The organism is Enterobacter cloacae complex sp. HYC042_NIDB (assembly GCF_056673315.1).
On record NZ_CP109650.1, the window covers coordinates 4,215,718 to 4,239,126 of the forward strand.

Here is a 23,409-nt window from a genome sequence, read left to right on the forward strand (position 1 = left end):
ATGCGCCCCAGCGCAGCCGTTGCATTTTACACTGTCTGCGGCTCTGTATTTACAATTGGAAAATCAAGAGTTTTTATGGATATTTTTAAGCGCAATATTTCCCAATTAAATTGCGCTTAAAAAACCGCTGATACATGAAATATTAACCGGTTACGATAGTAATAAATTATATATTAACCTCCTCTAAAAATATCTTTAAGCCTCATTAATCGTAAAAGCCTCCCTCATCCCGTTATACTTTGCGAGTATTCTGAAAATTAATATTCAGATTATGAATTCAATTGAAAAAGGATATTTTCATGTATATGGGTAAAAAAGTATTGTTAGCGGTTGCGATGGCTGCCATCGTTTCGGGTTCTGCTTTTGCTGATGACCAGGGTTCCGGCAAAATCAAATTCAAAGGCGTGGTCATTGATGCACCGTGCAGCATTGCACCAGACAGCGTTGATAAAGAAGTGGACCTCGGTGAAGTTACCACTGCCGTGATCAACGCTAACAAAAAGTCTACCGCTGTTCCGGTTGATATCAATCTGGAGAACTGCCAGCTTGACGATCCGGCGGACGAAACGGATACGCCAGTAACCAAAGTTGACGTGACCTTCACCAGCGCAGCAACTGACGCTACTGACACCAGCCTGATGAGCAACACCTATGCAAGCGGTGCTCAGAACGTCGGTGTTCGTCTGCTGGACAACAACGAAGCCAACATCACCCTGGGTTCGGCTCAAACGGTCGATCTGCTGGCGGGTTCCACCACTCAGACTCTGCACTTCAAAGCATTAATGGAAGTTGCTCAGGGTAAAACTGCCACAGCGGGTCAGGTTGAAGCGACTGCCAACTATGTGCTGATGTACAAATAAGGCAATGCATCACGATAAAACCGGCTGGCATTATTTGCCAGCCGGTATGTGATATTATTTTGGTAACAGGATGATGACATATAAATTACAATCTAAAATCATCATTGCGTCCCTGTTAATGACGAAGATTGCCTCTGCCACCGAGTTTAATATCAATGCCATTGATAAAGACCAGCGGGGTAGCGTTGACCTCTCCCTTTTTAAAAATGAAATAGCGGTTACCCCTGGCAGCTATTTTGTTACCGTATCTATTAACGACACACCGCTGGCTAACGGCTGGCAGCTTAGCTGGAAAGAGGTAAATAACACGGTACAGGTGTGTATTCCTCCTGAACTGGCAGATACGTTTGCCCTGAAAGAGGAAGTCCGCGACGCCTTACCCGAAAAAGAAGGATGCGTCGACTTTTCCTCCAGACCGGATATCACCTTTAATTTTGAACAAGCGACCCAGACGCTGAAGGTCACCGTACCCCAGGCATGGTTGCAGTACCGCGCCGCCGACTGGATGCCACCCGCAACGTGGGACAATGGCGTACCGGGCGTGATTCTGGATTACAACCTGTTCGCCAGCCACTATCAGCCCAGCGACGGCAGCAGCACCAACAACGCCAACACCTATGGCACGGCGGGCGCGAATATGGGCGCATGGCGCCTGCGCAGTGATTATCAGTACAGCCAAACGCATACCGATGCAGGTTCGGATCATGACGGACGCTTTTCGCGCGTCTACATGTTCCGCCCTCTTCCTTCATTTGGTGCTAAGCTGACGCTGGGTGAAACGGACTTCCAGTCCTCAATCTTTGACGCTTTTACCTATACCGGCGCCTCCCTGATCAGCGATGAGCGCATGCTGCCCTGGTCGCTGCGTGGCTATGCGCCACAAATTACCGGTATCGCGCAAACCAACGCGACCGTCACCGTCAGCCTGTCCGATCGCGTAATTTATCAAAGTAAAGTTCCGCCAGGCCCCTTTGTTATTCAGGATCTTAACCAGTCCGTTCAGGGGACGCTGGACGTAAAAGTGACGGAGGAAGACGGGCGCGTCAGCACTTTCCAGGTCTCGGCGGAATCGGTGCCTTTTTTAACGCGTAAAGGGCAGGTTCGCTACAAGCTGGCGGCGGGTAAAGCGCGTAAAGACGCCTCTCATGACGTCGAAGACACCGGTTTTATGAGCGGTGAATTCTCATGGGGAATGCTGTCAAACACCTCGCTCTATGGCGGGACGCTTGCCGACGGGGATCATTACCGTTCCATTGCCGCCGGGATCGGGCAAAATATGGCGCATCTGGGTGCCCTCTCTTTTGACGTCACGCAGGCCACCAGCCAGCTCCCCTTCCAGGATAGCCAGACGGGTTACAGCTACCGTTTTAACTACAGTAAGCGTTTCGATACCACCGGCAGCCAGCTTACGCTTGCCAGCTACCGCTACTCCGATCGGAAATTCCTGAGCTATGCCCGCTTCCTTGATTATGACGACAACGATCGTCAGACAGAAAAGCAGACGCTGAGTGTAACCGCCAGCCAGTACATCAGCCCGTTATCGCTCAACCTCTACGTCAACGTACTGCGTCAGACCTGGTGGAACGAAGCCCCGTCCACGACCGGAAGCATTACCGCAGGCTATAACTTTGATCTGGGGCGCTGGAAAAACCTCGGCGTCACCCTCTCCTGGAGCAAGACGCATTACGAAGATGAAGACGACGATACGCAGTTTTACCTGTCCCTGAGCGTACCGATCGATCCGGATCATCGCCTCAGTTACGATCTGCACAACAGCGATAGCCTGAGCCAAAATGTCTCCTGGTACGACACGTCCGATCGCAATAATACCTGGGGCGTCTCCGCGGGGACGGAGAGTGAACACGCGGACGCGGGCGCACAGATGAGCGGCAACTATCAGCATTATTCACCGTTTGGCGATCTGAATATCTCCGGAAGTTATAAAGCTGATGAATATAACTCCCTGAGCGCCAGCTGGAATGGCTCGTTTACCTCAACGGCCAAAGGCGCGGCGCTGCACCGTCGCAGCTACGGAAACGAACCGCGCGTGATGGTCAGCACCGACGGCGTCGGCAACATTCCGCTGAACATGTCGCGGGATGAAACCAACCGCTTTGGTATCGGCGTTTTACCGTCGGTTTCCAGTTACTCTCCCGCCAGCGTACAGGTCAATCTGGATAACCTGCCTGACGGCGTCGATGTGGACAACCGCATCACGACCACCACCTGGACCGAGGGGGCGATTGGCTACCGCCAGATTGCCACGCGCGCTGGCAACGATATTGCCGGCATTATCCGTACGCCAGCCGGCACTCCGCCGCTGGGCGCGATTGTTCACCTGCTGGAAAGTGACCAGCAAATCGGCATGGTCGCCGACGAAGGCCACGTCTGGCTGGGAGCAGTCGAGCCTGAACAACAATTCCGGGTAACGTGGGGTGACAATCAGCAGTGTCGCTTCTCGCTGCCTCCACACCTTGAAAACAGTATGCAGTTGATACTGCCATGCCAGTAAGAAACCATGATGAAACTGACCTCATTCACTAGCCTGTGCCTGATGTTAATCGGCACCGCATTTACCACCCACGCCGCCGTTAACCTGGACCGCACCCGCATTGTGTTTCCGGAAAGCGATAAGGCCAGCAGCCTCAAGATTGATAATCAGAGCAAAACGTTGCCTTATCTGGCGCTCTCCTGGATAGAAGATGAAAACGGACGCAAGGAGGACAGCCATTTTATGGCGCTTCCGCCGATTCAACGTCTTGAAGCGGGCGCCTCGTCTCAGGTCCGGATTGTGAAGCAGGCCGCGACCGCCCGGTTGCCGAAAGACCGGGAATCGCTGTTTTATTTCAACCTGCGCGAGGTGCCGCCGAAAAGTTCCAGCGCGAGCGAGGAACGCAGCGTCATGCAGGTCGCGATGCAGAGCAGGATCAAACTGTTCTGGCGTCCCAAAGCGATCGCCAAAAAGGCAGGCGATCAGGCAGAAATGCGTATGGAAGTCACCGCAAACGCGAAAGGGCTCACCGTGCATAACCCTACGCCTTATTACATCACGCTGGCGTGGCTGAGCAAAAATGCGAAAACCATGCTGCCCGGTTTTGACAGCCTGATGATCGCCCCGTTTGCGACGGCGACAACCTCTACAGGTGACTATCACGGTAACTACTACAGCATTGGCTACATCGATGATTACGGTGCGCTGAAAAAGGTCGACGCGCAATGTTCAGGTACGGCGAAATGTACGCTCAGCGAGCATAAGGTCGATAAAGATGCGCAAGCTCGCTAATCTGCTGTTCCTGCTGCTGATATCCGCTCTGCCCGTAAGAGAAGCGCTGGCGCTGGACTGCTATCTTGGTGCTTCAGGCGGGCCGGTTGAAGAGACGAAAACCATCTCGCCCTTTGCTATCCCCAGCAACGCGCAGGTGGGGCAGAAAATCTGGGAATCAGATGACATTAAAATCCCGGTCACCTGCGATCACAACGTCAACGGCGGCTTTGAGCCGGAAGACGTATTCGCCTGGGTTAACCCTTATCCTGCCGCAACGGACCCTTACTATGAGCTTGGCGTAACCTACGAAGGGGTGGATTACGATGCCACGGGCCAGCCGAATGGCGTGGACACCCGCCAGTGTCTTGATAACAAGAATATCCTCATCTATACCCCGGATCAGATACGGCAGATGGGCTGGGAAAACCTGATCTGCTCCGGAAACCCGGATGACATTCATCCGACACGCACCTTTGTTGCCCGCTTTCGCCTGTTTGTTAAAATTAAGGCGATTCCGCCTCACGGCTACGTGAGTTCCCTCGGGGATTACATCGTGGTGCAGTTTGACGGTAAAGGCGGGGTCAACCAGATGGCCGACGCGAAAAACCTCAAGTACCACATCAACGGCTTGCAAAACATTACCGTTCTGGACTGCGGGGCAACCTTCAGCATCTACCCTGAAAACCAGGAGATCGATTTTGGCACCTTCAGCGCTCGCGACATCGTGAACCAGAAAACGCGCGTTCGCGAATTTACGGTCAAAACCACCAAGGTGCAGGACGCGCAATGCTCTGATGGATTCAAAATGGACTCGTCATTCTACACGAACGAAAAACTCAGCGCTGACGATACGGCGCTATTGATTGGGAATGGGCTAAAACTGCGTATTCTGAACGGAATGGATCCGTTTACCTTCAACCACTACCAGGAGTATGCCGACTTCACCGGGAGTACGTTGCAGTATGAGCAAAAGTACACGGCAGAGCTGTCGTGGGATGAGGGAAAAGCGATCCAGTCCGGACCGTTTGAAACCGTGGTGCTGTTTAAAATTAACTACCACTAGCGACAAAAAAGCCGGGTTTCCCCGGCTTTTTCACATCAGCTGTCTCAGCTGGCCTTACGCTCGTGCGCCTGGCGGTATTCCACCAGATCTTCAATTGTGACAACCGGCATGTTGTGCAGACGCGCAAAGGTGATGCACTCTGGCGCGCGGGCCATGGTGCCGTCATCGTTGGTCAGCTCGCACAGCACGCCCGCAGGCTTAAAGCCCGCCAGTGTCACCAGGTCGATCGTCGCTTCGGTGTGACCGCCACGGGTCAGCACGCCGCCCGCCTGCGCGCGCAGCGGGAAGACGTGGCCTGGACGATGCAGATCTGAGGGTTTCGCATCATCAGCAATGGCGGCACGCACGGTGGTCAGGCGGTCAGCCGCCGATACACCGGTAGTCACGCCATGCGCCGCTTCAATTGTCACGGTAAAGCCGGTACCAAAGGCGCTGGTGTTGTTCTCAACCATCATCGGCAGCTCAAGCTGCTTACGACGATCTTCGGTAATACACAGGCATACGATGCCGCTGCCGTGACGGATGGTCAGCGCCATCTGTTCAACGGTCATGTTTTCGGCGGCAAAAATCATGTCGCCTTCGTTTTCACGGTTTTCATCGTCAAGCACCATCACACCGCGGCCTTCGCGCAGTGCATCCAGTGCATGTTCAACACGTTGAGTTGAAGTGCCAAAAGAGGAAAGTAGCGTCTGATTCATGGTAAAAAAACCTCATTAACATTATGGTTACCAGAATCAGGGCAGTCTTAGGAGCGCCGTATAAGCGGCAAAAAAATAACGTGAGCGGGCCCATGCCCGACTGGATCGTTACTCTCTCCCATCCGGACTCTAACCGTCGGCCCCGGAATTACACCGGATCTGCTGACCTTTGAGAATTCACCCAAAGCGCTCGCGGGCTTTCAGCGTTAAGCTGATTTACCGCCGGTGGGGAATTTCGCCCCGCCCTGAGAATAAGCGAGATAACTATAACGCTATTGATTAACCTGGGCAATGCATAAGCTTCAAACAAATCTGCTTTATCCTGGGTCATGACGCGCTACAATGTTCATCAACACCGACTTATCAAGGGAAGCCATTATGATTGACCCGAAAAAAATTGAGCAGATCGCGCGTCAGGTTCATGAGTCCATGCCAAAGGGCATTCGTGAATTTGGTGATGACGTTGAGAAGAAAATCCGCCAGACGCTGCAGGCGCAGTTGGTTCGCCTTGATTTAGTCAGCCGCGAAGAGTTTGACGTGCAGACCCAGGTTCTGCTGCGCACCCGCGAGAAGCTGGCGCTACTGGAACAGCGTCTGAGCGAGCTGGAAAACCGCAATGCGCCGGAAGAAGTGAAGCCGGCACCGGCCATTCCACCGGTGGACGACCAGGAGTAAGTGCGGCCTGATGCCCTCCCCCACAGGGAGAGGGTGAAAAAAACGGGCCAATTGGCCCGTTTTTTACTGACTGTCTTTCTGGATCTTCTTGATGATGTTGGTGGTTGAACACCCGTCCTCAAAATTGAGCACCATCACCTCACCGCCGTTGGCCCAGACCTCTTCGCTACCTGCGATTTGCTCCGGCTTGTAATCGCCGCCCTTCACCAGCAGGTCTGGCAGGATCCCGGCAATCAGGCGCTGCGGGGTATCTTCTTCAAACGACACCACCCAGTCCACCGCTTCCAGCGCGCCAAGCACAATCATACGTTGCTCGAGCGGGTTCACAGGGCGCGTTTCGCCCTTCAGGCGTTTGGTCGACGCATCGCTGTTCACTGCCACAATGAGGCGATCGCCCAGCTTGCGCGCATTCGCCAGATACGACACGTGGCCCGCGTGCAGGATGTCGAACACGCCGTTGGTCATCACCACTTTTTCACCGCGCTTGCGCGCGGCGGCAACGGCCACCTTCAGCTCGTCTTCGGTCATCACGCCAAAACCGGTATCCGCACGCCCGCGCACCGCGTTTTCCAGCTCGATGGGCGAAACGGTTGAAGTACCCAATTTACCGACGACCACGCCCGCCGCGGCGTTCGCGAAGTAGCACGCCTCTTCCAGGGAGTTACCCGCCGCCAGCGTTGCCGCCAGCACGCCGATCACCGTATCACCGGCACCGGTCACGTCGTACACTTCCTGCGCCTGGGTTGGCATATGCAGCGGCGCCTTGCCCGGCTGCAGCAGCGTCATCCCCTGCTCGGAGCGGGTGACCAGCAGCGCGGACAGCTCGAAGTCAGCAATGATCTTCATGCCGCGCTCAACCAGTTCTTCTTCCGTTTTGCACTTGCCCGCCACCGCTTCGAACTCAGAAAGGTTTGGCGTCAGCAGGGTTGCGCCGCGATAGCGCTCAAAATCGGTGCCTTTCGGGTCGATCAACACCGGTACGCTGGCTTTACGCGCCAGCTGGATCATCGTTTGCACGCTCGCCAGCGCGCCTTTGGCGTAGTCAGACAGCACCAGCGCACCGATATTGCCAAGCGCCTGATTGATGCGCTCGTGCAGCGGCTCAGGATCAACGCCTTCAAAGCCTTCTTCGAAATCGAGGCGGATCAGCTGCTGGTTACGCGACAGCACGCGCAGCTTGGTGATAGTTGGGTGTGTCGGAACAGAAACGAAGTCGCACTTCACGTTCACGTCCGCCAGCGACTTGCTCAGCGCACGCGCCGCATCGTCAATGCCGGTCAGGCCCACCAGACGCGAATGCGCGCCCAGCGAGGCTATGTTCATCGCCACGTTTGCCGCGCCGCCGGGACGCTCTTCAATGGTGTCGACCTTAACCACCGGTACCGGCGCTTCAGGAGAGATGCGGCTGGTCGGCCCATACCAGTAGCGATCCAGCATCACATCCCCGACAACCATTACTCCAGCACGTTCAAACTCTGGCAGTGTTACTTTCATTCCTGACTCCAGAAAGATTCACAATTTGCGCGCGATAATATCACACTTGTTTTGTTACGCACGGCTCCACCAGCCATTTCTGCCAGCTTGCCGTCACCTGGGCGCGCTCTGCGGTAAAACAGTCCAGCGCCACGTGGCCCGGCTGTTCCTGCAATGCCAGGTGATGAAGCTCATCGCGCAGCGTGGTGTAGGCGCGGGTTAAGGCCTGCGCCTCCTGCTCGTCCATGATGTCGTTTTGCGCAAGCAGTTCCAGAATGCGCACGTTATCGGACCAGCGGGTTAACTTCGGCTTGTCGTGGGCATGCAGTAGCACCAGGTACTGAGTGATGAACTCAATATCGGTAATCCCGCCCTCATCGGCTTTGATATCAAAGCGATCGCGATGTTTATTACCCAAATGCGCGCGCATTTTCTCACGCATTTCGCGCACTTCAGTTTGCAGGGTGCTGCCCTCGCGCGGGGTCGTCATGACTGACTTGCGGATCGCATCGAACTGCGTTTTGAGCTGCGGATCGCCGTACACCACGCGGGCGCGCACCAGCGCCTGATGTTCCCACGTCCAGGCTTCGTTCTTCTGATAATCGGCAAACGCGTCCGTCGAGGTGACCAGCATGCCTGCCGCGCCGGACGGGCGCAGGCGCGCGTCCACCTCGTACAGAATGCCCGACGAAGTGCGGGTGCTGAACAGGTGCATGATGCGCTGGGCCAGGCGCAGGTAGAACTGCCGCCCGTCAATCTCACGTTCGCCGTCGGTCATGACGTCCGCCGGACAGTCGTGCAGGAAAATCAGATCCAGATCGGAGCTGTAGCCCAGCTCCCAGCCGCCCAGCTTGCCGTAACCGACCACGGCAAACCCTCGCCCCTCGCGGTCAGCAAGATGCTTCGGCTGGCCATAGCGGGCCACCATCTGCACCCACGCCTGATGGACTACCGCGTCGATGATCGCCTCCGCCAGCCATGTTAAGTGATCGCTCACTTTCATTACCGGCAGCGTACCGGCGATATCCGCCGCCGCCACGCGCAGCATCTGCGCCTGCTTAAACTGACGCAGCGCCTCCAGCTGCTGCTCTTCGTCCTCTTCCGGCACGCGCAGCAGATACTGGCGCAGCTCGTCGCGGTAGGCGTCCGTCGCCGTCGGCTGATAGAGCGTGTTCGGGTCGAGCAGTTCGTCCAGCAGCAGCGGGTATCGCGCCAGCTTGTTGGCCACCATCGGCGACGCGGCGCAGAGGGAAATCAGGTGTTTCAGCGCGCCGGGAAACTCGCTCAGCAGTTCAAGATAGGTGGTACGCGTGATAATCCCGCTCAGCAGCGGCATCATGCGCGACAGCGGCACCGGCGCATCCTCGCGGGAGCAGACCTCGCTCAGCAGGTGCGGCATCAGATGATCCAGCACCTGACGACCGCGCGGCCCAATGGCGCGCTTGTTCAGCTCAAGGCGGAAATCGGCAATCAAGGCCACCACGCGATGGCGGGCGTCGTCGCTTAAGTGCGCCAGCACCGGCGTGGTGTCATCTTCCTGGAGCGCGTCCTGCCACAGTTCGCGCCAGTGCTCTGAGAGCGCATCGTCCGGCGATTCACTTTCGTCGTCACCAATAAGATCGTTAAAGATGCGGCGAACGCCTGCCATATGGGCATCCAGCCGTTCGGTCAACGTTGACCAGTCATCCACCCGCATGCCCCAGGCCAGGCGCGCCCGGTTAAGGTCATCCCCCGGCAGGGTCTGGGTCTGTTCGTCGTTAATGCTTTGCAGCAGGTTTTCCAGACGGCGCAGGAACAGATAGGCGTCGCGTAGGGTTTGCGCGTCGCCGTCCGGCAGCAAATGCAGTTGCTCAATGGCGCTCAGCGTCGGCAGCAGCGAGCGGGACTGCAGCGACGGCTCGCGCCCGCCGCGGATCAGCTGGAAGACCTGAACGATAAATTCGATTTCGCGGATGCCGCCCGCGCCAAGCTTGATGTTGTCCTTCAGGCCGCGACGGCGCACCTCGCGGGCGATCATCCCTTTCATATTGCGCAGGGACTGGATCACGCTAAAGTCGATGTAACGGCGGAACACGAACGGGCGCAGCATGGCGCGAAGCTCGTTGGCGTAAGCGTCGTCGCTGTCGCCCATGATCCGCGCTTTGACCATCGCGTAACGCTCCCAGTCGCGCCCCTGCTCCTGGTAATAATCTTCCAGCGCGGCGAAGCTCAGTACCAGCGGGCCACTGTCGCCAAACGGGCGCAGGCGCATGTCCACGCGGTAAACAAAGCCGTCCTGCGTAGGCTGGTCCAGCGCCTTAATCAGACGCTGCCCGAGTCGGGTAAAGAACTGGGCGTTATCCAGCTCGCGACGACCGCCTCGCGTGGCGCCATTCTCCGGCCAGGCAAAGATCAGGTCGATATCCGAGGAGAAGTTCAGCTCGCAGCCGCCCAGCTTGCCCATCCCCAGAATCAACAGCGGCTGCGGAACCCCTTCTTCGCTGCACGGCGTGCCCCACTCTTTACAGCAGGCGGCGTAGAGCCAGTCCCGCGCGGCAACAATCAGCGTCTGCGCCAGCTCGCTCAGCTGCTGCAAGGTGCTCTCTTCACTCACCAGCTCCAGCGCCTGCGCCCAGGCAATGCGCACCATCACCCGGCGGCGGAACTGACGCAGAACGCGCATCAGCGTGGCTTCATCCGCCACCTCTGCCAGCGCGGTTTGCAGCCAGCCAGCATAGTGCCGCCACTCATCAGCCTGCTGCGGCGCGCTTTCCAGCTCTGCCAGCCAGTCAGGATTGGCGCTGACGCTCTCCTGCACAAAATCACTGAACGTGAGCACGCTTTTCGCCTGCTCGCTTAACGATGACGCGGGTAACGACTCGGGCAGACGTTCGCAAACGGTCTGCCAGTGCTGCTGTAACTGCGAAGAAAGCGGCATATCAGGGGTTCCTTGCCAGAATTAACGTTTTCCGCTGTGCAGCCAGTATGGATCCTGCGAAATGGCTTCGTTGCGGAAATGCTCGATCTCAATCTGCTGACGGGTCTCAATGGCATGCTTAAGCCCCTGCCAGTTCTCCAGCCAGGCCTGCGCCTTCACGCCCTCGTACGCTCCCGACAGAAGCAACATGCTGTCGATATTACGCGCCAGGCGGGGAAGCTGGTCGCCATACTGGTCGCCCAGCGGATGCGCGAAGGTGGTTCTCAGCTCGGCGGCGTGGCGGGAAAGATGGATATCCGCGAAGCGTTTAAAGTTGTCCGCGATTTTGGTCTGCGCTTTTGCATCGAGGAAGACGCGCCAGCCGCGCGTCACCAGAAACTCGGTCAGCGCCAGTTTTGCCGCGGCATTTTGCGGGCTATAAAGCGCGGTTTGTGCCGACACGTCGGAAAGCATCAGCGTTTCGGTTTGAGTGAGCAAATCACGTAAGTGAGTGCTGGCTTTACGCGGTACGATACCGCCAAATAGCGTCAGGGTATGACGCACCAGTCCAATAGCGGCCAGCACCTGTTTTTTGGCATTTTTGACGTTACGCGCCCACAGTTCTTCATGGTACTGCCATTGGGAGAGCGCCAGCTCCAGCGCCGCTTCCATGCCCTGCTCAATGCTGGCTTTCGGGACGACGCGCAAAATCGGAGTCTCTCTCAGCACGCGTGGCGCATTTCCGGCAGCCAGGTGGTAGCCGCGCGCCGCTTTGCTCAAGCTGCCCTGACGTAAACCCGGCTGGCTTACCAGCTTGCGCGCCAGCTTCAGCACGTCGCTCGCATCCCCTTCCAGAAGTTCCAGCTCCAGCTCGCAGATCGGTTCCTGGAACTCACCCGCCTTCACCTCGCCTAAATCCAGCGCGATTTCAATGCGGCTCTTGCCTTCCGTCACCAGCCATTTCTCGCGAGCGAAATCGGTGCTGAACAGCGGCTGCACCTGCCCAGCCAGCGTGGCGGGCAGTTCGCCTTCCGGCCAGACTTCCGCCGGGAAACGTTCCAGCTCAAGTTCTGGCTTACTGATGTCGATATTGTATTCCGGGCGCTGATGCAAACCGCCGACCACGCGGCCGGCGATTTTCATCGTCATCTCGTAGCGTCCGTTCGCGCCGCGGATGCGCAGCCCCATATCGTGGTTGCGCAGCCAGTTGTCCGGCGTTTCGTAGTAGATGTTGAGCAACGGTACGGGTTCATGGTGCTCGCCGGAGAGCGTATTCAGATGCTGACGGAGCGCGTCAACGCTGTCTTTTTCGACGATAAATTTTAATTCGATTTCCTGAGCCATAGCCTTGTACTTTTGCGGGCGTCACAGACGCGTCAATGAGGGCGAACTTCCTCGCCATTTATTTGTCAGTACATAGTATTTTGCGCCAAATTGCCATGCAATGAGCAATTTGTCGGGCGTAAATGTGTAGAGTCGTGACACAGATGATTCTGATTGCTGATGAATGCTTTGCGTAGAGACACTGTTGCCACTACTATCGTTCCACTTTTTATGAAAATAACGACTAATGATGCTTAAATTACGCCTGATTGGACTTACTTTACTCGCTTTTAGCGCCGCAACCGCAGTGCACGCTGAAGAGAAGCGTTACGTTTCTGACGAACTTAACACCTGGGTGCGCAGTGGCCCCGGAGACAATTATCGCCTCGTGGGCACGGTGAATGCCGGCGAGGAAGTCACCCTGTTGCAGACCAACGCGGAGACCAATTACGGTCAGGTTCGCGACAGTTCCGGCCGTACCTCCTGGATCCCAATGAAAGAGCTGAGCACCGTGCCAAGCCTGCGCACCCGCGTGCCGGATCTGGAAAATCAGGTGAAGACCCTGACCGACAAGCTGAACAACATCGACGGAACCTGGAACCAGCGCACCGCCGAGATGCAGCAGAAAGTGGCGCAGAGTGACGGCGTGATCAACGGTCTGAAAGAAGAGAATCAAAAGCTCAAAAACGAGCTGATCGTCGCGCAGAAAAAAGTGAACGCCGCGAACCTGCAGCTTGATGACAAACAGCGCACCATTATCATGCAGTGGTTTATGTATGGCGGCGGCGTGCTGGGCGTCGGTCTGGTGCTGGGTCTGGTTCTGCCACATCTGATCCCAAGCCGTAAGCGTAAAGATCGCTGGATGAACTAATTCGTCTTCTCTGCCAGACTTACGTATCATTCTGGAAAAGAGAAAACGGGAGAGTTGGGCGTGAAGAGTTATCTGGTCGGTGGTGCGGTACGTGATGCGTTGTTAGGTCTGCCGGTCAAAGATAAAGACTGGGTGGTGGTGGGCGCCACCCCGGAAGAGATGCTCGACGCGGGCTACCAGCAGGTAGGCCGCGATTTTCCCGTGTTCCTGCATCCGAAAAGCCGGGAAGAGTACGCCCTGGCGCGTACCGAACGGAAATCCGGTTCCGGTTATACCGGCTTCACCTGCTACGCCGCGCCGGATGTGACGCTGGAGCAGGATCTGCTGCGCCGCGATCTCACCATTAACGCCCTGGCCCAGGACGAAAACGGCCATATCATCGACGCCTACGGCGGGCAGGACGACCTGCGCGATCGTCTTTTGCGTCACGTCTCTCCGGCATTTTCTGAAGATCCGCTCCGCGTGCTGCGCGTGGCGCGTTTTGCCGCGCGTTACGCGCATCTGAGCTTCCGTATTGCGGATGAGACGATGGCGTTGATGACGGCCATGACCGAGGCGGGCGAGCTGGAACACCTGACGCCGGAGCGCGTCTGGAAAGAGACGGAAAATGCCCTCACCACCCGCAACCCGCAGGTCTTTTTCCAGGTTCTGCGCGACTGCGGCGCGCTGAAGGTGCTGTTCCCGGAAATCGACGCGCTGTTTGGCGTGCCCGCACCGGCGAAATGGCATCCCGAAATTGATACCGGCGTGCACACGCTGATGACGCTGAGCATGGCCGCCATGCTCAGCCCTGAGGTGGACGTACGTTTTTCCACCCTGTGCCACGATCTCGGAAAAGGCTTAACGCCGAAAGAGTTCTGGCCGCGCCATCACGGGCACGGTCCGGCGGGGGTAAAGCTGGTTGACGGGCTCTGCCAGCGTCTGCGCGTGCCGAATGACATCCGCGATCTGGCAAAGCTGGTCGCCGAGTTCCACGACCTGATCCATACCTTCCCGATCCTGAAGCCCGCCACCATCGTGAAGCTGTTCGATAATATCGACGCCTGGCGCAAGCCGCAGCGCGTGGAGCAGATTGCGCTCACCAGCGAAGCGGACGTGCGCGGTCGCACCGGGTTTGAAGCGTCCGATTATCCCCAGGGGCGTTTGCTGCGCGAAGCGTGGGAAGTCGCAAAAGCGGTGCCAACGAAAGACGTGGTTGAGGCAGGATTTAAAGGCCCGGAGATTCGCGAGGAGCTAACCAAACGGCGGATTGACGCGGTTACCGCGTGGAAGGAAAAGCGTTGCCCTCAGCCGAAAGAGTGAGGGCAATCGGTTATCAGAAGAAGACCACGTACACCGCAGCCGCGACGATAAAGCGGTAGATCGCGAACGGAATAAACGAGATACGCTTAATCAGCTGCAGGAAGGTTTTGATGGCAATCAGCGCCACGATAAAGGCGGTGATAAAGCCCACGGCAAACATCGGAATATCGCCTGTGGTCAGGAAGCCAATGCTTTTGTAAAGGTCCAGCGCGGTGGCGCCCATCATCATCGGCACCGCCAGCAGGAACGAGAACTCGGACGCCGCATAGCGGCTCACGCCCATCAGCATCCCGCCTGAAATGGTCGCACCTGAACGGGAGAAGCCCGGCCACAGCGCCAGACACTGGAAGCAGCCAATGATAAACGCCTGACGATAGGTCATATCGTCCAGGCCTTCCGCACGCGGGACTTTTGGCTTCAGCACTTCCGCGGCAATCAGCAGGAAACCGCCCACCACCAGCGCGTACATGACGTTAATCGGGTTAAACAGCGATTTAATGGTGTCGTGGAATACCAGCCCCAATACCACCGCCGGGATCATCCCGAGCAGGATGTGAATCAGCGTCAGGCGGCCTTTCCCCTCTCCTTCACGCTGCGGCAGACGGCCAAAGTGGATGCCGATCAGGCCAAACAGGCGACGCCAGAACATCACCACCACCGCCAGAATCGAGCCCAGCTGAATTACCACCTCAAACGTCTTTGCGGTATCGCCTTCGAAGCCCAGCAGATGGCCAACGATAATCATATGGCCCGTACTGGAAACCGGCAAAAACTCCGTCAATCCTTCGACCACACCCAGAATTGCCGCCACCAGCAGCGAGTGCATATCGCTCATCTATAAACCCCTAAAAAAAGATATAAAAAAACGGTCGCCCCTAACGGCTACCGTGAAAGATACAGCCTTAAGACCGATATAACCTAAAATGGTTTAGCAATTATGACGTTAAATCTTTCCTTTCAGATTTGTGCCACGCTCAATGATGACGCCCACGTTGGCGGCGCGCGCCACAGCCCCCGGCTTGCTCAGCTTAATGCGTACCCACGGTGAGTTGAATTTGGTCAGCAGCAGATCCGCCACCTCTTCCGCCACCCGTTCCACCAGCGCAAAACGCTGTCCTTCCACGTGGCCGATCACCGCTTCGCTGATGTCGGCATAGCTCAGACAGTCATTCACGTCATCGCTTTTTGCCGATTTGCGGTTATCCCATCCCATTTCGATATCGAACACCAGTTTCTGCTCGATGGTCTGTTCCCAGTCGTAAACACCAATTGTGGTGATTACCGAAAGTTGCTCTATAAATACAATATCCATCACGACCTGCCTGCTTTTTGGCTAAACCGGATACCACTTCCGGCGAATTATGCGTATTATCCACAGATGCTGAGAATACAGATACATTTTCAAAACGGAACAGCGTTATGAGTGCAATCGCGCCTGGAATGATCCTCCTCGCCTATCTTTGCGGCTCAATCTCCAGCGCCATTCTGGTCTGCCGCATTGCCGGGTTACCTGACCCGCGTGAAAGTGGTTCCGGGAATCCGGGAGCGACCAACGTGCTTCGAATTGGCGGCAAGGGAGCAGCCGTAGCGGTTTTGATTTTTGATGTTCTGAAGGGGATGCTACCCGTCTGGGGCGCGTATGCGCTGGGCGTCACGCCATTCTGGCTGGGGCTCATCGCCATCGCCGCCTGCGTCGGCCATATCTGGCCCGTATTCTTCGGCTTTAAAGGCGGCAAAGGGGTGGCGACCGCCTTTGGTGCCATCGCGCCCATCGGATGGGACTTAACCGGCGTCATGGCCGGGACCTGGCTGCTGACCATTCTGCTGAGCGGCTATTCGTCGCTGGGTGCCATCGTCAGCGCGCTGATCGCCCCGTTTTACGTCTGGTGGTTTAAACCCCAATTCACCTTCCCGGTATCGATGCTCTCCTGCCTGATCCTGCTGCGTCATCACGACAATATCCAGCGCCTGTGGCGACGCCAGGAAACGAAGATCTGGACGAAGCTCAAGCGAAAGAAAAAAGATCCCGAGTAGGCGGTTAGTTATGCCTTATAACCAAATGTGATTTTTGTCACCTTCTGCCTGTGGTAACTGTTAGAGACACAACACAACCACACAAAAAGAAAATGGCAGAAATCACAGACACAACTCCCCTTTCAACGGCAGGAATTCCCCCTGATGGCGACATTCAGTGGGTGCGCAGTGCATCGGACGTTTCACGTCTCGTTAATGACGGCTCACAGGGCCGGGCAAATGCCCGCATCGTGGTCGGTATCGCGCTCGGGGGAATTTTCCTCGATGCCTACGATCTGGGTGCACTGGCGTTCGGCATTAAAGACATTACCCGCGAATTTAACCTGACGCCCGCCGGTACCGGCATGGTGGCCTCGGCGATTACCTTTGGTGCCATTGTCGGGGCGCTGCTCGGCGGTTACCTCACGGATAAAATCGGGCGCTACCGCGTCTTTATGGCCGACATGGTATTCTTTGTCGTCGCCGCTATCGCCTGCGCGCTGGCCCCGAATGAATATGTGCTGGCGGGCGCGCGCTTTGTGATGGGCCTTGGCGTGGGGATTGACCTTCCCGTGGCGATGGCGTTCCTGAGCGAGTTTGCCAGGCTGAAAGGGCCGGGCAATAAGGCCTCCAGCGTCGCGATGTGGTGCCCTACCTGGTATGCGGCGATCAGCATCTCTTACCTTCTGGTTCTCTTTTTCTATGCCGTGCTGCCGGAAAGCCACAGCGACTGGCTCTGGCGTTTGATTCTCGGCTTTGGTGCAGTACCCGCGCTGGTGATTATCGCCATCCGCAGCCGCTATATGAGCGAATCGCCGGTCTGGGCGGCGAATCAGGGCAACCTGAAAGAGGCGGCGTCCATTTTGCGGCAGTCGTACAATATTAACGCTCACGTCCCGCAGGATGCGCTCACCCAGCCTGCGCCTGTCGTGAATAAAGCCAAATGGTCGAACTATCTGAACCTGTTCCGCGGCATCTATCTTCGGCGTACCACGCTCGCCACGCTGCTGTCCGTCGTCTCCTCGTTCGCCTATAACGCCGTGGCCTTTGGCCTGCCGGTGATTATTTCAAGCTTCTTCGTGCAGTCTATGCTGACCACTATTGTGATCTCGCTGGCGCTGAACCTGCTTTTTGCGTTTATCGGCGGATTACTGGCGGTGCGCTACGTGCCGCGCTTCGGCGCGTGGCGGATGTCGCTGGCGGGTTACGCCTGTCAGCTTGTGGCGCTGCTGGGGCTGGCGCTGATTGGTCGACCGGACGGTGCCTCTGAAGGGGGGCTTGCCGTGGCGATGCTGGCGCTTTTCCTGTTCGGCCAGGGATTTGGCCCGGGCGCGCATACCATGACGTTCGCCTCGCTGAGCTACCCGACCTCGCTGCGCGGCGTGGGCGTGGGTCTCAACCAGACGCTGATGCGCAGCAGCTCCACGCTGTCGCTGTTCCTGTTCCCGCTGCTGGTCGCATCTCTCGACACCGCCGTGTTCTGGGTGATTGCGCTGGCGCCGTTTATCGGTCTGGCGTCATTGCTGGCGATCCGCTGGGAGCCGTCCGGGTATGATGTGGATGCGGAGGACTACCGGTAACGACACATCGCTTCGGTGGGTTCCCCCCCACCGAAGTGCGCTTACAAATCTTCCAGCAGCGTTCGGGAGAGTTTTTTTAGCATTTCCAGCTCATCATCATTCATCCGCATGCTGCATCGAATCTGGTCCGGCAGCGCCATCACCTGCTTTTTCAGTTCTTTCGCTTTATCGGTCAATACGACATTTTTCATCCTTTCATCCCCCACAACCGCGATACGGTTGAGAAAACCTTTTGCCTCAAGCTTCTGGACCAGCGGGGTCAATGTGCCTGAATCAAAATAGGTTTTATCGCTGAGATCGCGAAGCGGGATGTTGTCTTTCTCATAAAGCGCCATCAAAACAACAAATTGCGGATAGGTCAGATCCATCTCCTGCAGCAGGGGGCGATACTGGCGCACGAACGCATTGGTGACCGAGTACAGCGAGAAGCACAATAAATCATCTAGTGTTTTGTTTTCTTTCATTTTTCTATCAACCCTGAATCTGTTGTCTAAAAAAAATTATAAATAATGTTTGACTAAAAGTATCTTGCGCGCAAGTATTACACCAACAACTAAGTAGCGCACTATTTAGTTATCCAATCAAATACGTTAAAAGGGGTACCACCATGAAAACATTAACCGCCATCCTGATTTCTTCCGTCTTCGCGTCAGCCGCGGCATCCGCTCAAACCACCAATACTCCAGCCCCGACCGCAGGCGTACAGGCATTTCTTGATGTCCTGAATGCTGGCAAAGGGAAACCGATGGAACAGATGACCCCGCAGGAGGCCCGCCAGGTACTGATCGGCGCACAGCAAGGAGCAAAATTGCCGCCCGCTCAGGTGACTGAAAAAACGATCCAGGTCAATGGCCAGACGATCGCCCTTAAAATTGTGAAGCCTGAACATGCTGCCGGTACGCTCCCGGTATTTATGTTCTTCCACGGTGGCGGTTGGGTGCTGGGTGATTTTCCAACCCACGAACGTTTAATCCGCGATCTGGTTCGTGCATCAGGCGCCGCAGCGGTTTACGTTGATTACACACCGTCACCTGAAGCCCATTTCCCGGTGGCAATCAATCAGGCCTATGAAGCGACAAAATGGGTAGCCGAGCACGGCCATGAAATTGGCGTGGACGGCAGCCGTCTGGGCCTGGTTGGTAACAGCGTGGGCGGCAACATGGTGGCTTCAGTGGCGTTACAGGCCAAACAGTTTAATGGGCCAAAAATTCGCTACAACGTGATGCTCTGGCCAGTGACGGACGCCAGTTTTGATACGGCTTCCTATCACCAGTTCGAAAATGGCTACTTCCTGTCAAAAAACATGATGAAATGGTTCTGGGATAACTACACCACCAGCGCTGCCGATCGTAACAATATCCTTGCCTCTCCGCTTCGCGCCAGCGCTGCACAGTTGAAAGGCTTCCCGGAGACGCTGATTCAGACAGCTGAGCTGGACGTTCTGCGGGATGAAGGTGAAGCATTCGGGCGTAAACTGGATGCGGCTGGCGTCCCGGTGACCGTCACGCGCTATAACGGCATGATCCACGATTACGGCCTGCTTAACCCGCTGAGCCAGGAGCCAACGGTTAAAGTCGCCCTTGAGCAGGCAGGTGCAGCATTGCATGACCACCTGAAATAGGATCGTCATGCTTCACACAGAGCACGGCCCCGGGCCGTGCTTTTTAATTTCCCCTATCCATAAGCGACTCATATGACAGCCTTCATTTCCGCCAGGGCATACTGAAACGACCCCGATGATGCGCAGATGGAAGCAGCATGTTAGCAGCTCAGGTCACTGATAATACGTATAAAGGCTGGCAGGCGTCGCTTGCCCTGCAGTTTTGTCACGCCCCTGAGAAAACCCTCCTGCGTTCCGCTCGACACGTCGGGCCGCTCACCGTACAACGTCCGTTTTACCCCGAAGGAAAAACCTGCCACCTCTATCTGCTGCACCCGCCCGGCGGCGTCGTGGGCGGCGATACGCTGGATATTTCCGTTCGGCTCGATGCCAAAAGCCACGCGCTTATCACCATGCCCGGCGCCAGCAAGTTCTACCGCAGCAGCGGCCCGCAGGCGCGTCTGAGCCAGCACTTTTATCTTGATGAAAACGCCACGCTGGAGTGGCTGCCGCAGGACACCATTATCTTTCCCGGCGCGAACGCCGCGCTGCGTTCCGTCTTCCACCTTAAGGCCTCCAGCACGCTGCTGGCGTGGGAGCTGTACTGCCTGGGCCGCCCGGTAATCGGTGAGACCTTCAGCCACGGCACGCTGGAGAGCCGCCTTGAGGTGTGGGTGGATGACGAACCGCGCCTGATAGAGCGCCAGCACCTCGGCGACGGCGATCTCACGCCCGTTGCCGGACACCCATGGATCGGCACCCTGCTGTTCTATCCGGCCCGGGAAGAACATCTCGACACGGTGCGCGCGCTGCTCGCGCCTCTGGGCCATTTTGCGGGGGCAACGCTCACCGACGATCTGCTGTCGGTGCGTTTTCTCTCCCACGACAACCTGATTTGCCAGCGGGCGATGCGCGACATCTGGCAGTCGCTTCGCCCGCTTCTCACTACCAAAACCGCCTGTTCGCCGCGCATCTGGCAGACATAAGAGAAACGTTATGGAACTGACCCCCAGAGAAAAAGACAAGCTGTTGCTGTTTACCGCCGCGCTGGTTGCCGAACGCCGCCTTGCGCGCGGGGTAAAGCTCAACTACCCGGAATCGGTCGCGCTGATCAGCGCCTTCATCATGGAAGGCGCGCGCGATGGCGAAACCGTCGCCGCGCTGATGGAGGCGGGCCGCCACGTCCTGACGCGCGATCAGGTGATGGAGGGCGTGCCGGAGATGATCCCGGATATTCAGGTGGAAGCCACCTTCCCGGACGGCTCCAAGCTCGTCACCGTCCACAACCCGATCGTGTAAGGAGCACGTGATGATCCCAGGTGAATACCAGATTCAGCCCGGCACTATTGCGATCAACGTCGGGCGTGAAGCCCAAAGTGTTGTTGTTGAAAACCACGGCGACAGGCCGATCCAGGTGGGATCGCACTATCACTTTTACGAGGTCAACCCGGCGCTGAAGTTTGATCGCGAAGCCACCAGGGGCTACCGGCTGAACATTCCGGCGGGCACCGCCGTGCGCTTCGAGCCAGGCCAGAAGCGAGAGGTGACGCTGGTGCAGGTGACGGGCGCGCAGCGCATTTTTGGCTTTCGCGGCGAGGTCATGGGCGAGGTGAAACATGGCTGAAATTTCACGTCAGGCGTATGCCGACATGTTCGGCCCCACCACCGGGGATAAGGTGCGGCTGGCGGACAGCGAGTTGTGGATCGAAGTGGAAGACGATCTCACGGTCTACGGCGAAGAGGTCAAGTTCGGCGGCGGGAAGGTGATCCGCGACGGCATGGGTCAGGGGCAGATGACCGCTGACGGCTGCGTGGATCTGGTTCTCACCAACGCGCTGATCGTCGACCACTGGGGGATCGTGAAGGCCGATATCGGTGTGAAGAACGGGCGGATCTTCGCCGTCGGCAAAGCCGGGAACCCGGACATTCAGCCCGGCGTGACGATCCCGATCGGCGCTGCGACGGAAGTGATTGCCGCCGAGGGGAAGATCGTCACCGCCGGCGGGATCGACACCCACATCCACTGGATCTGCCCGCAGCAGGCGGAAGAGGCGCTGGTCTCCGGCGTCACCACCATGATTGGCGGCGGCACCGGACCGGCGGCGGGCACCAACGCCACCACCTGCACGCCGGGGCCGTGGTATATCGCCCGCATGCTGCAGGCCGCCGATACGCTGCCGGTGAATATTGGCCTGCTCGGCAAGGGTAACGGCTCCAACCCGGATGCCCTGCGCGAGCAGATCGCCGCCGGCGCCATCGGGCTGAAGATCCACGAAGACTGGGGCGCGACGCCCGCGGCGATCAACTGCTCGCTGGAGGTGGCCGAAGAGATGGATATTCAGGTGGCGCTGCACAGCGACACGCTGAACGAGTCCGGGTTTGTCGAAGACACGCTGGCGGCCATCGGCGGGCGCACGATCCACACCTTCCACACCGAAGGCGCGGGCGGCGGCCACGCGCCGGATATCATCACCGCCTGCGCGCACCCGAATATTCTGCCCTCTTCCACCAACCCGACCTTGCCCTACACGGTGAACACCATCGACGAGCACCTCGACATGCTGATGGTTTGCCATCACCTTGACCCGGATATCGCCGAGGACGTGGCGTTTGCCGAATCCCGCATTCGCCGGGAGACCATCGCTGCGGAAGACGTGCTGCACGATATCGGCGCGTTCTCGCTCACCTCGTCAGATTCGCAGGCCATGGGCCGCGTCGGGGAAGTGATTATCCGCACCTGGCAGGTGGCGCACCGCATGAAGGTCCAGCGCGGCGCGCTGCCGGAAGAAGTGGGCGGTAACGACAACTTCCGGGTGAAGCGCTATGTCGCCAAATACACCATCAACCCGGCGCTGACCCACGGCATCGCCCATGAAGTGGGCTCGATTGAGGCGGGCAAGCTGGCGGATCTGGTGGTCTGGTCCCCCGCCTTCTTTGGCGTAAAACCGGCCACCATCGTCAAAGGCGGGATGATCGCCTGCGCGCCGATGGGCGACATCAACGCCTCGATCCCCACGCCGCAGCCGGTGCATTACCGCCCGATGTTTGGCGCGCTGGGCGCCGCACGCCACGCCACGCGGCTGACGTTTGTTTCTCAGGCGGCCCACGCGAACGGCATCCCGCAGCAGCTCAGCCTGCAGAGCGCCACGGCGGTGGTAAAAGGCTGCCGGACGGTGAAAAAGGCGGACATGATCCATAACGCCCTGCAGCCGAATATCACCGTTGACTCGCAAACCTACGAGGTGCGCGTCGACGGTGAACTGATTACCAGCGAACCGGCTGACGTTCTGCCGATGGCGCAACGCTATTTCCTGTTTTGAGGAGTGAAGATGATCTATTTGACCCAACGTCTGGACCACGCGCATCCGACTACCGCCAGCGTCACGCTGCCGATTGACGTGCGGGTGAAAAGCCGCGCCCGCGTGGCGCTTAACGACGGGCGCGAAGCCGGACTGATGCTGCCGCGCGGCCTGCTGCTGCGTGGGGGCGACCTGTTGACCACCGACGACGGCAGCGAAGTGATCGAAGTGATCGCTGCCCCGGAGTCGGTTTCCGTGGTGCGCTGCGCCGATCCGTTCCTGCTCGCCCGCGCCTGTTACCACCTGGGCAACCGCCACGTGCCGCTGCAGGTCATGCCCGGCGAGCTGCGCTATCACCACGATCACGTTCTCGACGACATGCTGCGCCAGTTCGGGCTGGACGTGACCTACGCCAGCCTGCCGTTTGAACCGGAAGCGGGCGCGTATGCCAGCGATGCCCACAGTCACTCTCACGCTCATTCACATTAAGG

22 protein-coding genes and 1 riboswitch are annotated in these 23,409 nt (G+C 57.5%); of the genes, 15 read left to right on the forward strand and 7 right to left on the reverse strand.

Translation table 11 applies throughout. The features are described 5' to 3' along the window. Nucleotides 1–299: 299 nt before the first annotated feature. The 4 genes from OKF39_RS20130 to OKF39_RS20145 all read left to right on the forward strand — a co-directional run bounded on the left by OKF39_RS20130 (nt 300) and on the right by OKF39_RS20145 (nt 5,188). Nucleotides 300–860: a fimbrial protein gene (locus OKF39_RS20130; protein ID WP_045261131.1), complete on the forward strand. Its 561-nt coding sequence runs from the start codon at nt 300–302 to the stop codon at nt 858–860. A gap of 73 nt (nt 861–933) precedes the next feature. Continuing rightward, nucleotides 934–3,372: a fimbria/pilus outer membrane usher protein gene (locus OKF39_RS20135; RefSeq protein WP_479983821.1), complete on the forward strand. Its 2,439-nt coding sequence runs from the start codon at nt 934–936 to the stop codon at nt 3,370–3,372. A gap of 9 nt (nt 3,373–3,381) precedes the next feature. After that, a complete protein-coding gene (locus tag OKF39_RS20140) occupies nt 3,382–4,143 on the forward strand; it encodes a fimbrial biogenesis chaperone (protein WP_048959459.1) in 762 nt (253 codons plus the stop codon). Continuing rightward, on the forward strand, nt 4,127–5,188 hold the full coding sequence (locus tag OKF39_RS20145) for a fimbrial protein (RefSeq protein ID WP_479983298.1): 1,062 nt from the start codon (nt 4,127–4,129) through the stop codon (nt 5,186–5,188). The genes OKF39_RS20140 and OKF39_RS20145 overlap by 17 nt, the downstream gene beginning before the upstream one ends. A 44-nt stretch (nt 5,189–5,232) precedes the next feature. Here OKF39_RS20145 and ribB read toward each other — a convergent pair whose 3' ends face one another. Next, the gene (gene ribB, locus OKF39_RS20150) at nt 5,233–5,886 is read right to left on the reverse strand and encodes a 3,4-dihydroxy-2-butanone-4-phosphate synthase (RefSeq protein ID WP_028017147.1); all 654 of its coding nucleotides are present in this window, start codon (nt 5,884–5,886) and stop codon (nt 5,233–5,235) included. A gap of 106 nt (nt 5,887–5,992) precedes the next feature. Next, nucleotides 5,993–6,143, reverse strand: a riboswitch (FMN riboswitch). Between the two features lie 121 nt (nt 6,144–6,264). On the opposite strand from ribB, the gene ubiK reads away from it, so the two are divergent. Further along, nucleotides 6,265–6,561, forward strand: coding sequence for a ubiquinone biosynthesis accessory factor UbiK (ubiK, locus tag OKF39_RS20155; protein ID WP_028014454.1), 297 nt, complete (start codon nt 6,265–6,267; stop codon nt 6,559–6,561). Nucleotides 6,562–6,624: 63 nt separating this feature from the next. Here the strand turns inward: ubiK and hldE are convergent, their stop codons facing one another. From hldE to OKF39_RS20170, 3 genes are read right to left on the reverse strand one after another with little or no spacing between them, the layout of a single operon-like run. Continuing rightward, nucleotides 6,625–8,055: a bifunctional D-glycero-beta-D-manno-heptose-7-phosphate kinase/D-glycero-beta-D-manno-heptose 1-phosphate adenylyltransferase HldE gene (gene hldE, locus OKF39_RS20160; protein ID WP_003862540.1), complete on the reverse strand. Its 1,431-nt coding sequence runs from the start codon at nt 8,053–8,055 to the stop codon at nt 6,625–6,627. A 40-nt stretch (nt 8,056–8,095) separates the two neighbouring features. Next, nucleotides 8,096–10,951 carry a bifunctional [glutamate--ammonia ligase]-adenylyl-L-tyrosine phosphorylase/[glutamate--ammonia-ligase] adenylyltransferase gene (gene glnE, locus OKF39_RS20165; RefSeq protein WP_479983299.1) on the reverse strand — a complete coding sequence of 952 codons (2,856 nt, stop codon included), beginning with the start codon at nt 10,949–10,951 and terminating at the stop codon, nt 8,096–8,098. Between the two features lie 21 nt (nt 10,952–10,972). Next, the gene (locus tag OKF39_RS20170) at nt 10,973–12,274 is read right to left on the reverse strand and encodes a CYTH domain-containing protein (RefSeq protein WP_479983300.1); all 1,302 of its coding nucleotides are present in this window, start codon (nt 12,272–12,274) and stop codon (nt 10,973–10,975) included. 229 nt (nt 12,275–12,503) lie between these two features. On the opposite strand from OKF39_RS20170, the gene OKF39_RS20175 reads away from it, so the two are divergent. Continuing rightward, nucleotides 12,504–13,124 carry a TIGR04211 family SH3 domain-containing protein gene (locus OKF39_RS20175; RefSeq protein WP_028014457.1) on the forward strand — a complete coding sequence of 207 codons (621 nt, stop codon included), beginning with the start codon at nt 12,504–12,506 and terminating at the stop codon, nt 13,122–13,124. Nucleotides 13,125–13,184: 60 nt separating this feature from the next. After that, nucleotides 13,185–14,426 carry a multifunctional CCA addition/repair protein gene (locus tag OKF39_RS20180; RefSeq protein ID WP_028014458.1) on the forward strand — a complete coding sequence of 414 codons (1,242 nt, stop codon included), beginning with the start codon at nt 13,185–13,187 and terminating at the stop codon, nt 14,424–14,426. Nucleotides 14,427–14,439: 13 nt separating this feature from the next. On the opposite strand, the gene bacA is transcribed toward OKF39_RS20180, so the two are convergent. Together bacA and folB are read right to left on the reverse strand one after the other, a co-directional pair. Further along, on the reverse strand, nt 14,440–15,261 hold the full coding sequence (bacA, locus tag OKF39_RS20185; RefSeq protein WP_028014459.1) for an undecaprenyl-diphosphate phosphatase: 822 nt from the start codon (nt 15,259–15,261) through the stop codon (nt 14,440–14,442). Between the two features lie 108 nt (nt 15,262–15,369). After that, nucleotides 15,370–15,738 (reverse strand): bifunctional dihydroneopterin aldolase/7,8-dihydroneopterin epimerase, encoded by a 369-nt coding sequence (gene folB / locus OKF39_RS20190; protein ID WP_028014460.1) that lies wholly within the window; start codon nt 15,736–15,738, stop codon nt 15,370–15,372. Nucleotides 15,739–15,845: 107 nt separating this feature from the next. On the opposite strand from folB, the gene plsY reads away from it, so the two are divergent. Both plsY and OKF39_RS20200 read left to right on the forward strand, forming a co-directional pair. Next, entirely contained in the window at nt 15,846–16,460 is a 615-nt protein-coding gene (gene plsY, locus OKF39_RS20195; protein WP_014833311.1) for a glycerol-3-phosphate 1-O-acyltransferase PlsY, read from the forward strand. Between the two features lie 92 nt (nt 16,461–16,552). Next, nucleotides 16,553–18,019: an MFS transporter gene (locus OKF39_RS20200; RefSeq protein ID WP_049138352.1), complete on the forward strand. Its 1,467-nt coding sequence runs from the start codon at nt 16,553–16,555 to the stop codon at nt 18,017–18,019. Between the two features lie 41 nt (nt 18,020–18,060). Here the strand turns inward: OKF39_RS20200 and OKF39_RS20205 are convergent, their stop codons facing one another. Next, the gene (locus tag OKF39_RS20205) at nt 18,061–18,483 is read right to left on the reverse strand and encodes a MarR family winged helix-turn-helix transcriptional regulator (protein WP_047367377.1); all 423 of its coding nucleotides are present in this window, start codon (nt 18,481–18,483) and stop codon (nt 18,061–18,063) included. Between the two features lie 143 nt (nt 18,484–18,626). On the opposite strand from OKF39_RS20205, the gene OKF39_RS20210 reads away from it, so the two are divergent. From OKF39_RS20210 to ureE, 6 genes are all read left to right on the forward strand, one after another. Next, nucleotides 18,627–19,640, forward strand: a complete 1,014-nt coding sequence (locus OKF39_RS20210; protein WP_048959464.1) for an alpha/beta hydrolase — start codon at nt 18,627–18,629, stop codon at nt 19,638–19,640. 137 nt (nt 19,641–19,777) lie between these two features. Next, the gene (locus OKF39_RS20215; protein ID WP_048959465.1) at nt 19,778–20,605 is read left to right on the forward strand and encodes an urease accessory protein UreD; all 828 of its coding nucleotides are present in this window, start codon (nt 19,778–19,780) and stop codon (nt 20,603–20,605) included. Nucleotides 20,606–20,615: 10 nt separating this feature from the next. Then, nucleotides 20,616–20,918: an urease subunit gamma gene (locus tag OKF39_RS20220; protein ID WP_041908071.1), complete on the forward strand. Its 303-nt coding sequence runs from the start codon at nt 20,616–20,618 to the stop codon at nt 20,916–20,918. 10 nt (nt 20,919–20,928) lie between these two features. After that, nucleotides 20,929–21,243, forward strand: a complete 315-nt coding sequence (locus OKF39_RS20225) for an urease subunit beta (RefSeq protein ID WP_028014465.1) — start codon at nt 20,929–20,931, stop codon at nt 21,241–21,243. Further along, the gene (gene ureC, locus OKF39_RS20230) at nt 21,236–22,939 is read left to right on the forward strand and encodes an urease subunit alpha (protein WP_479983301.1); all 1,704 of its coding nucleotides are present in this window, start codon (nt 21,236–21,238) and stop codon (nt 22,937–22,939) included. Before OKF39_RS20225 ends, ureC begins: the two co-directional genes overlap by 8 nt. 9 nt (nt 22,940–22,948) lie before the next feature. Beyond that, nucleotides 22,949–23,407, forward strand: a complete 459-nt coding sequence (gene ureE, locus OKF39_RS20235) for an urease accessory protein UreE (protein ID WP_048961248.1) — start codon at nt 22,949–22,951, stop codon at nt 23,405–23,407. The last annotated feature ends 2 nt before the right edge of the window (nt 23,408–23,409 follow it).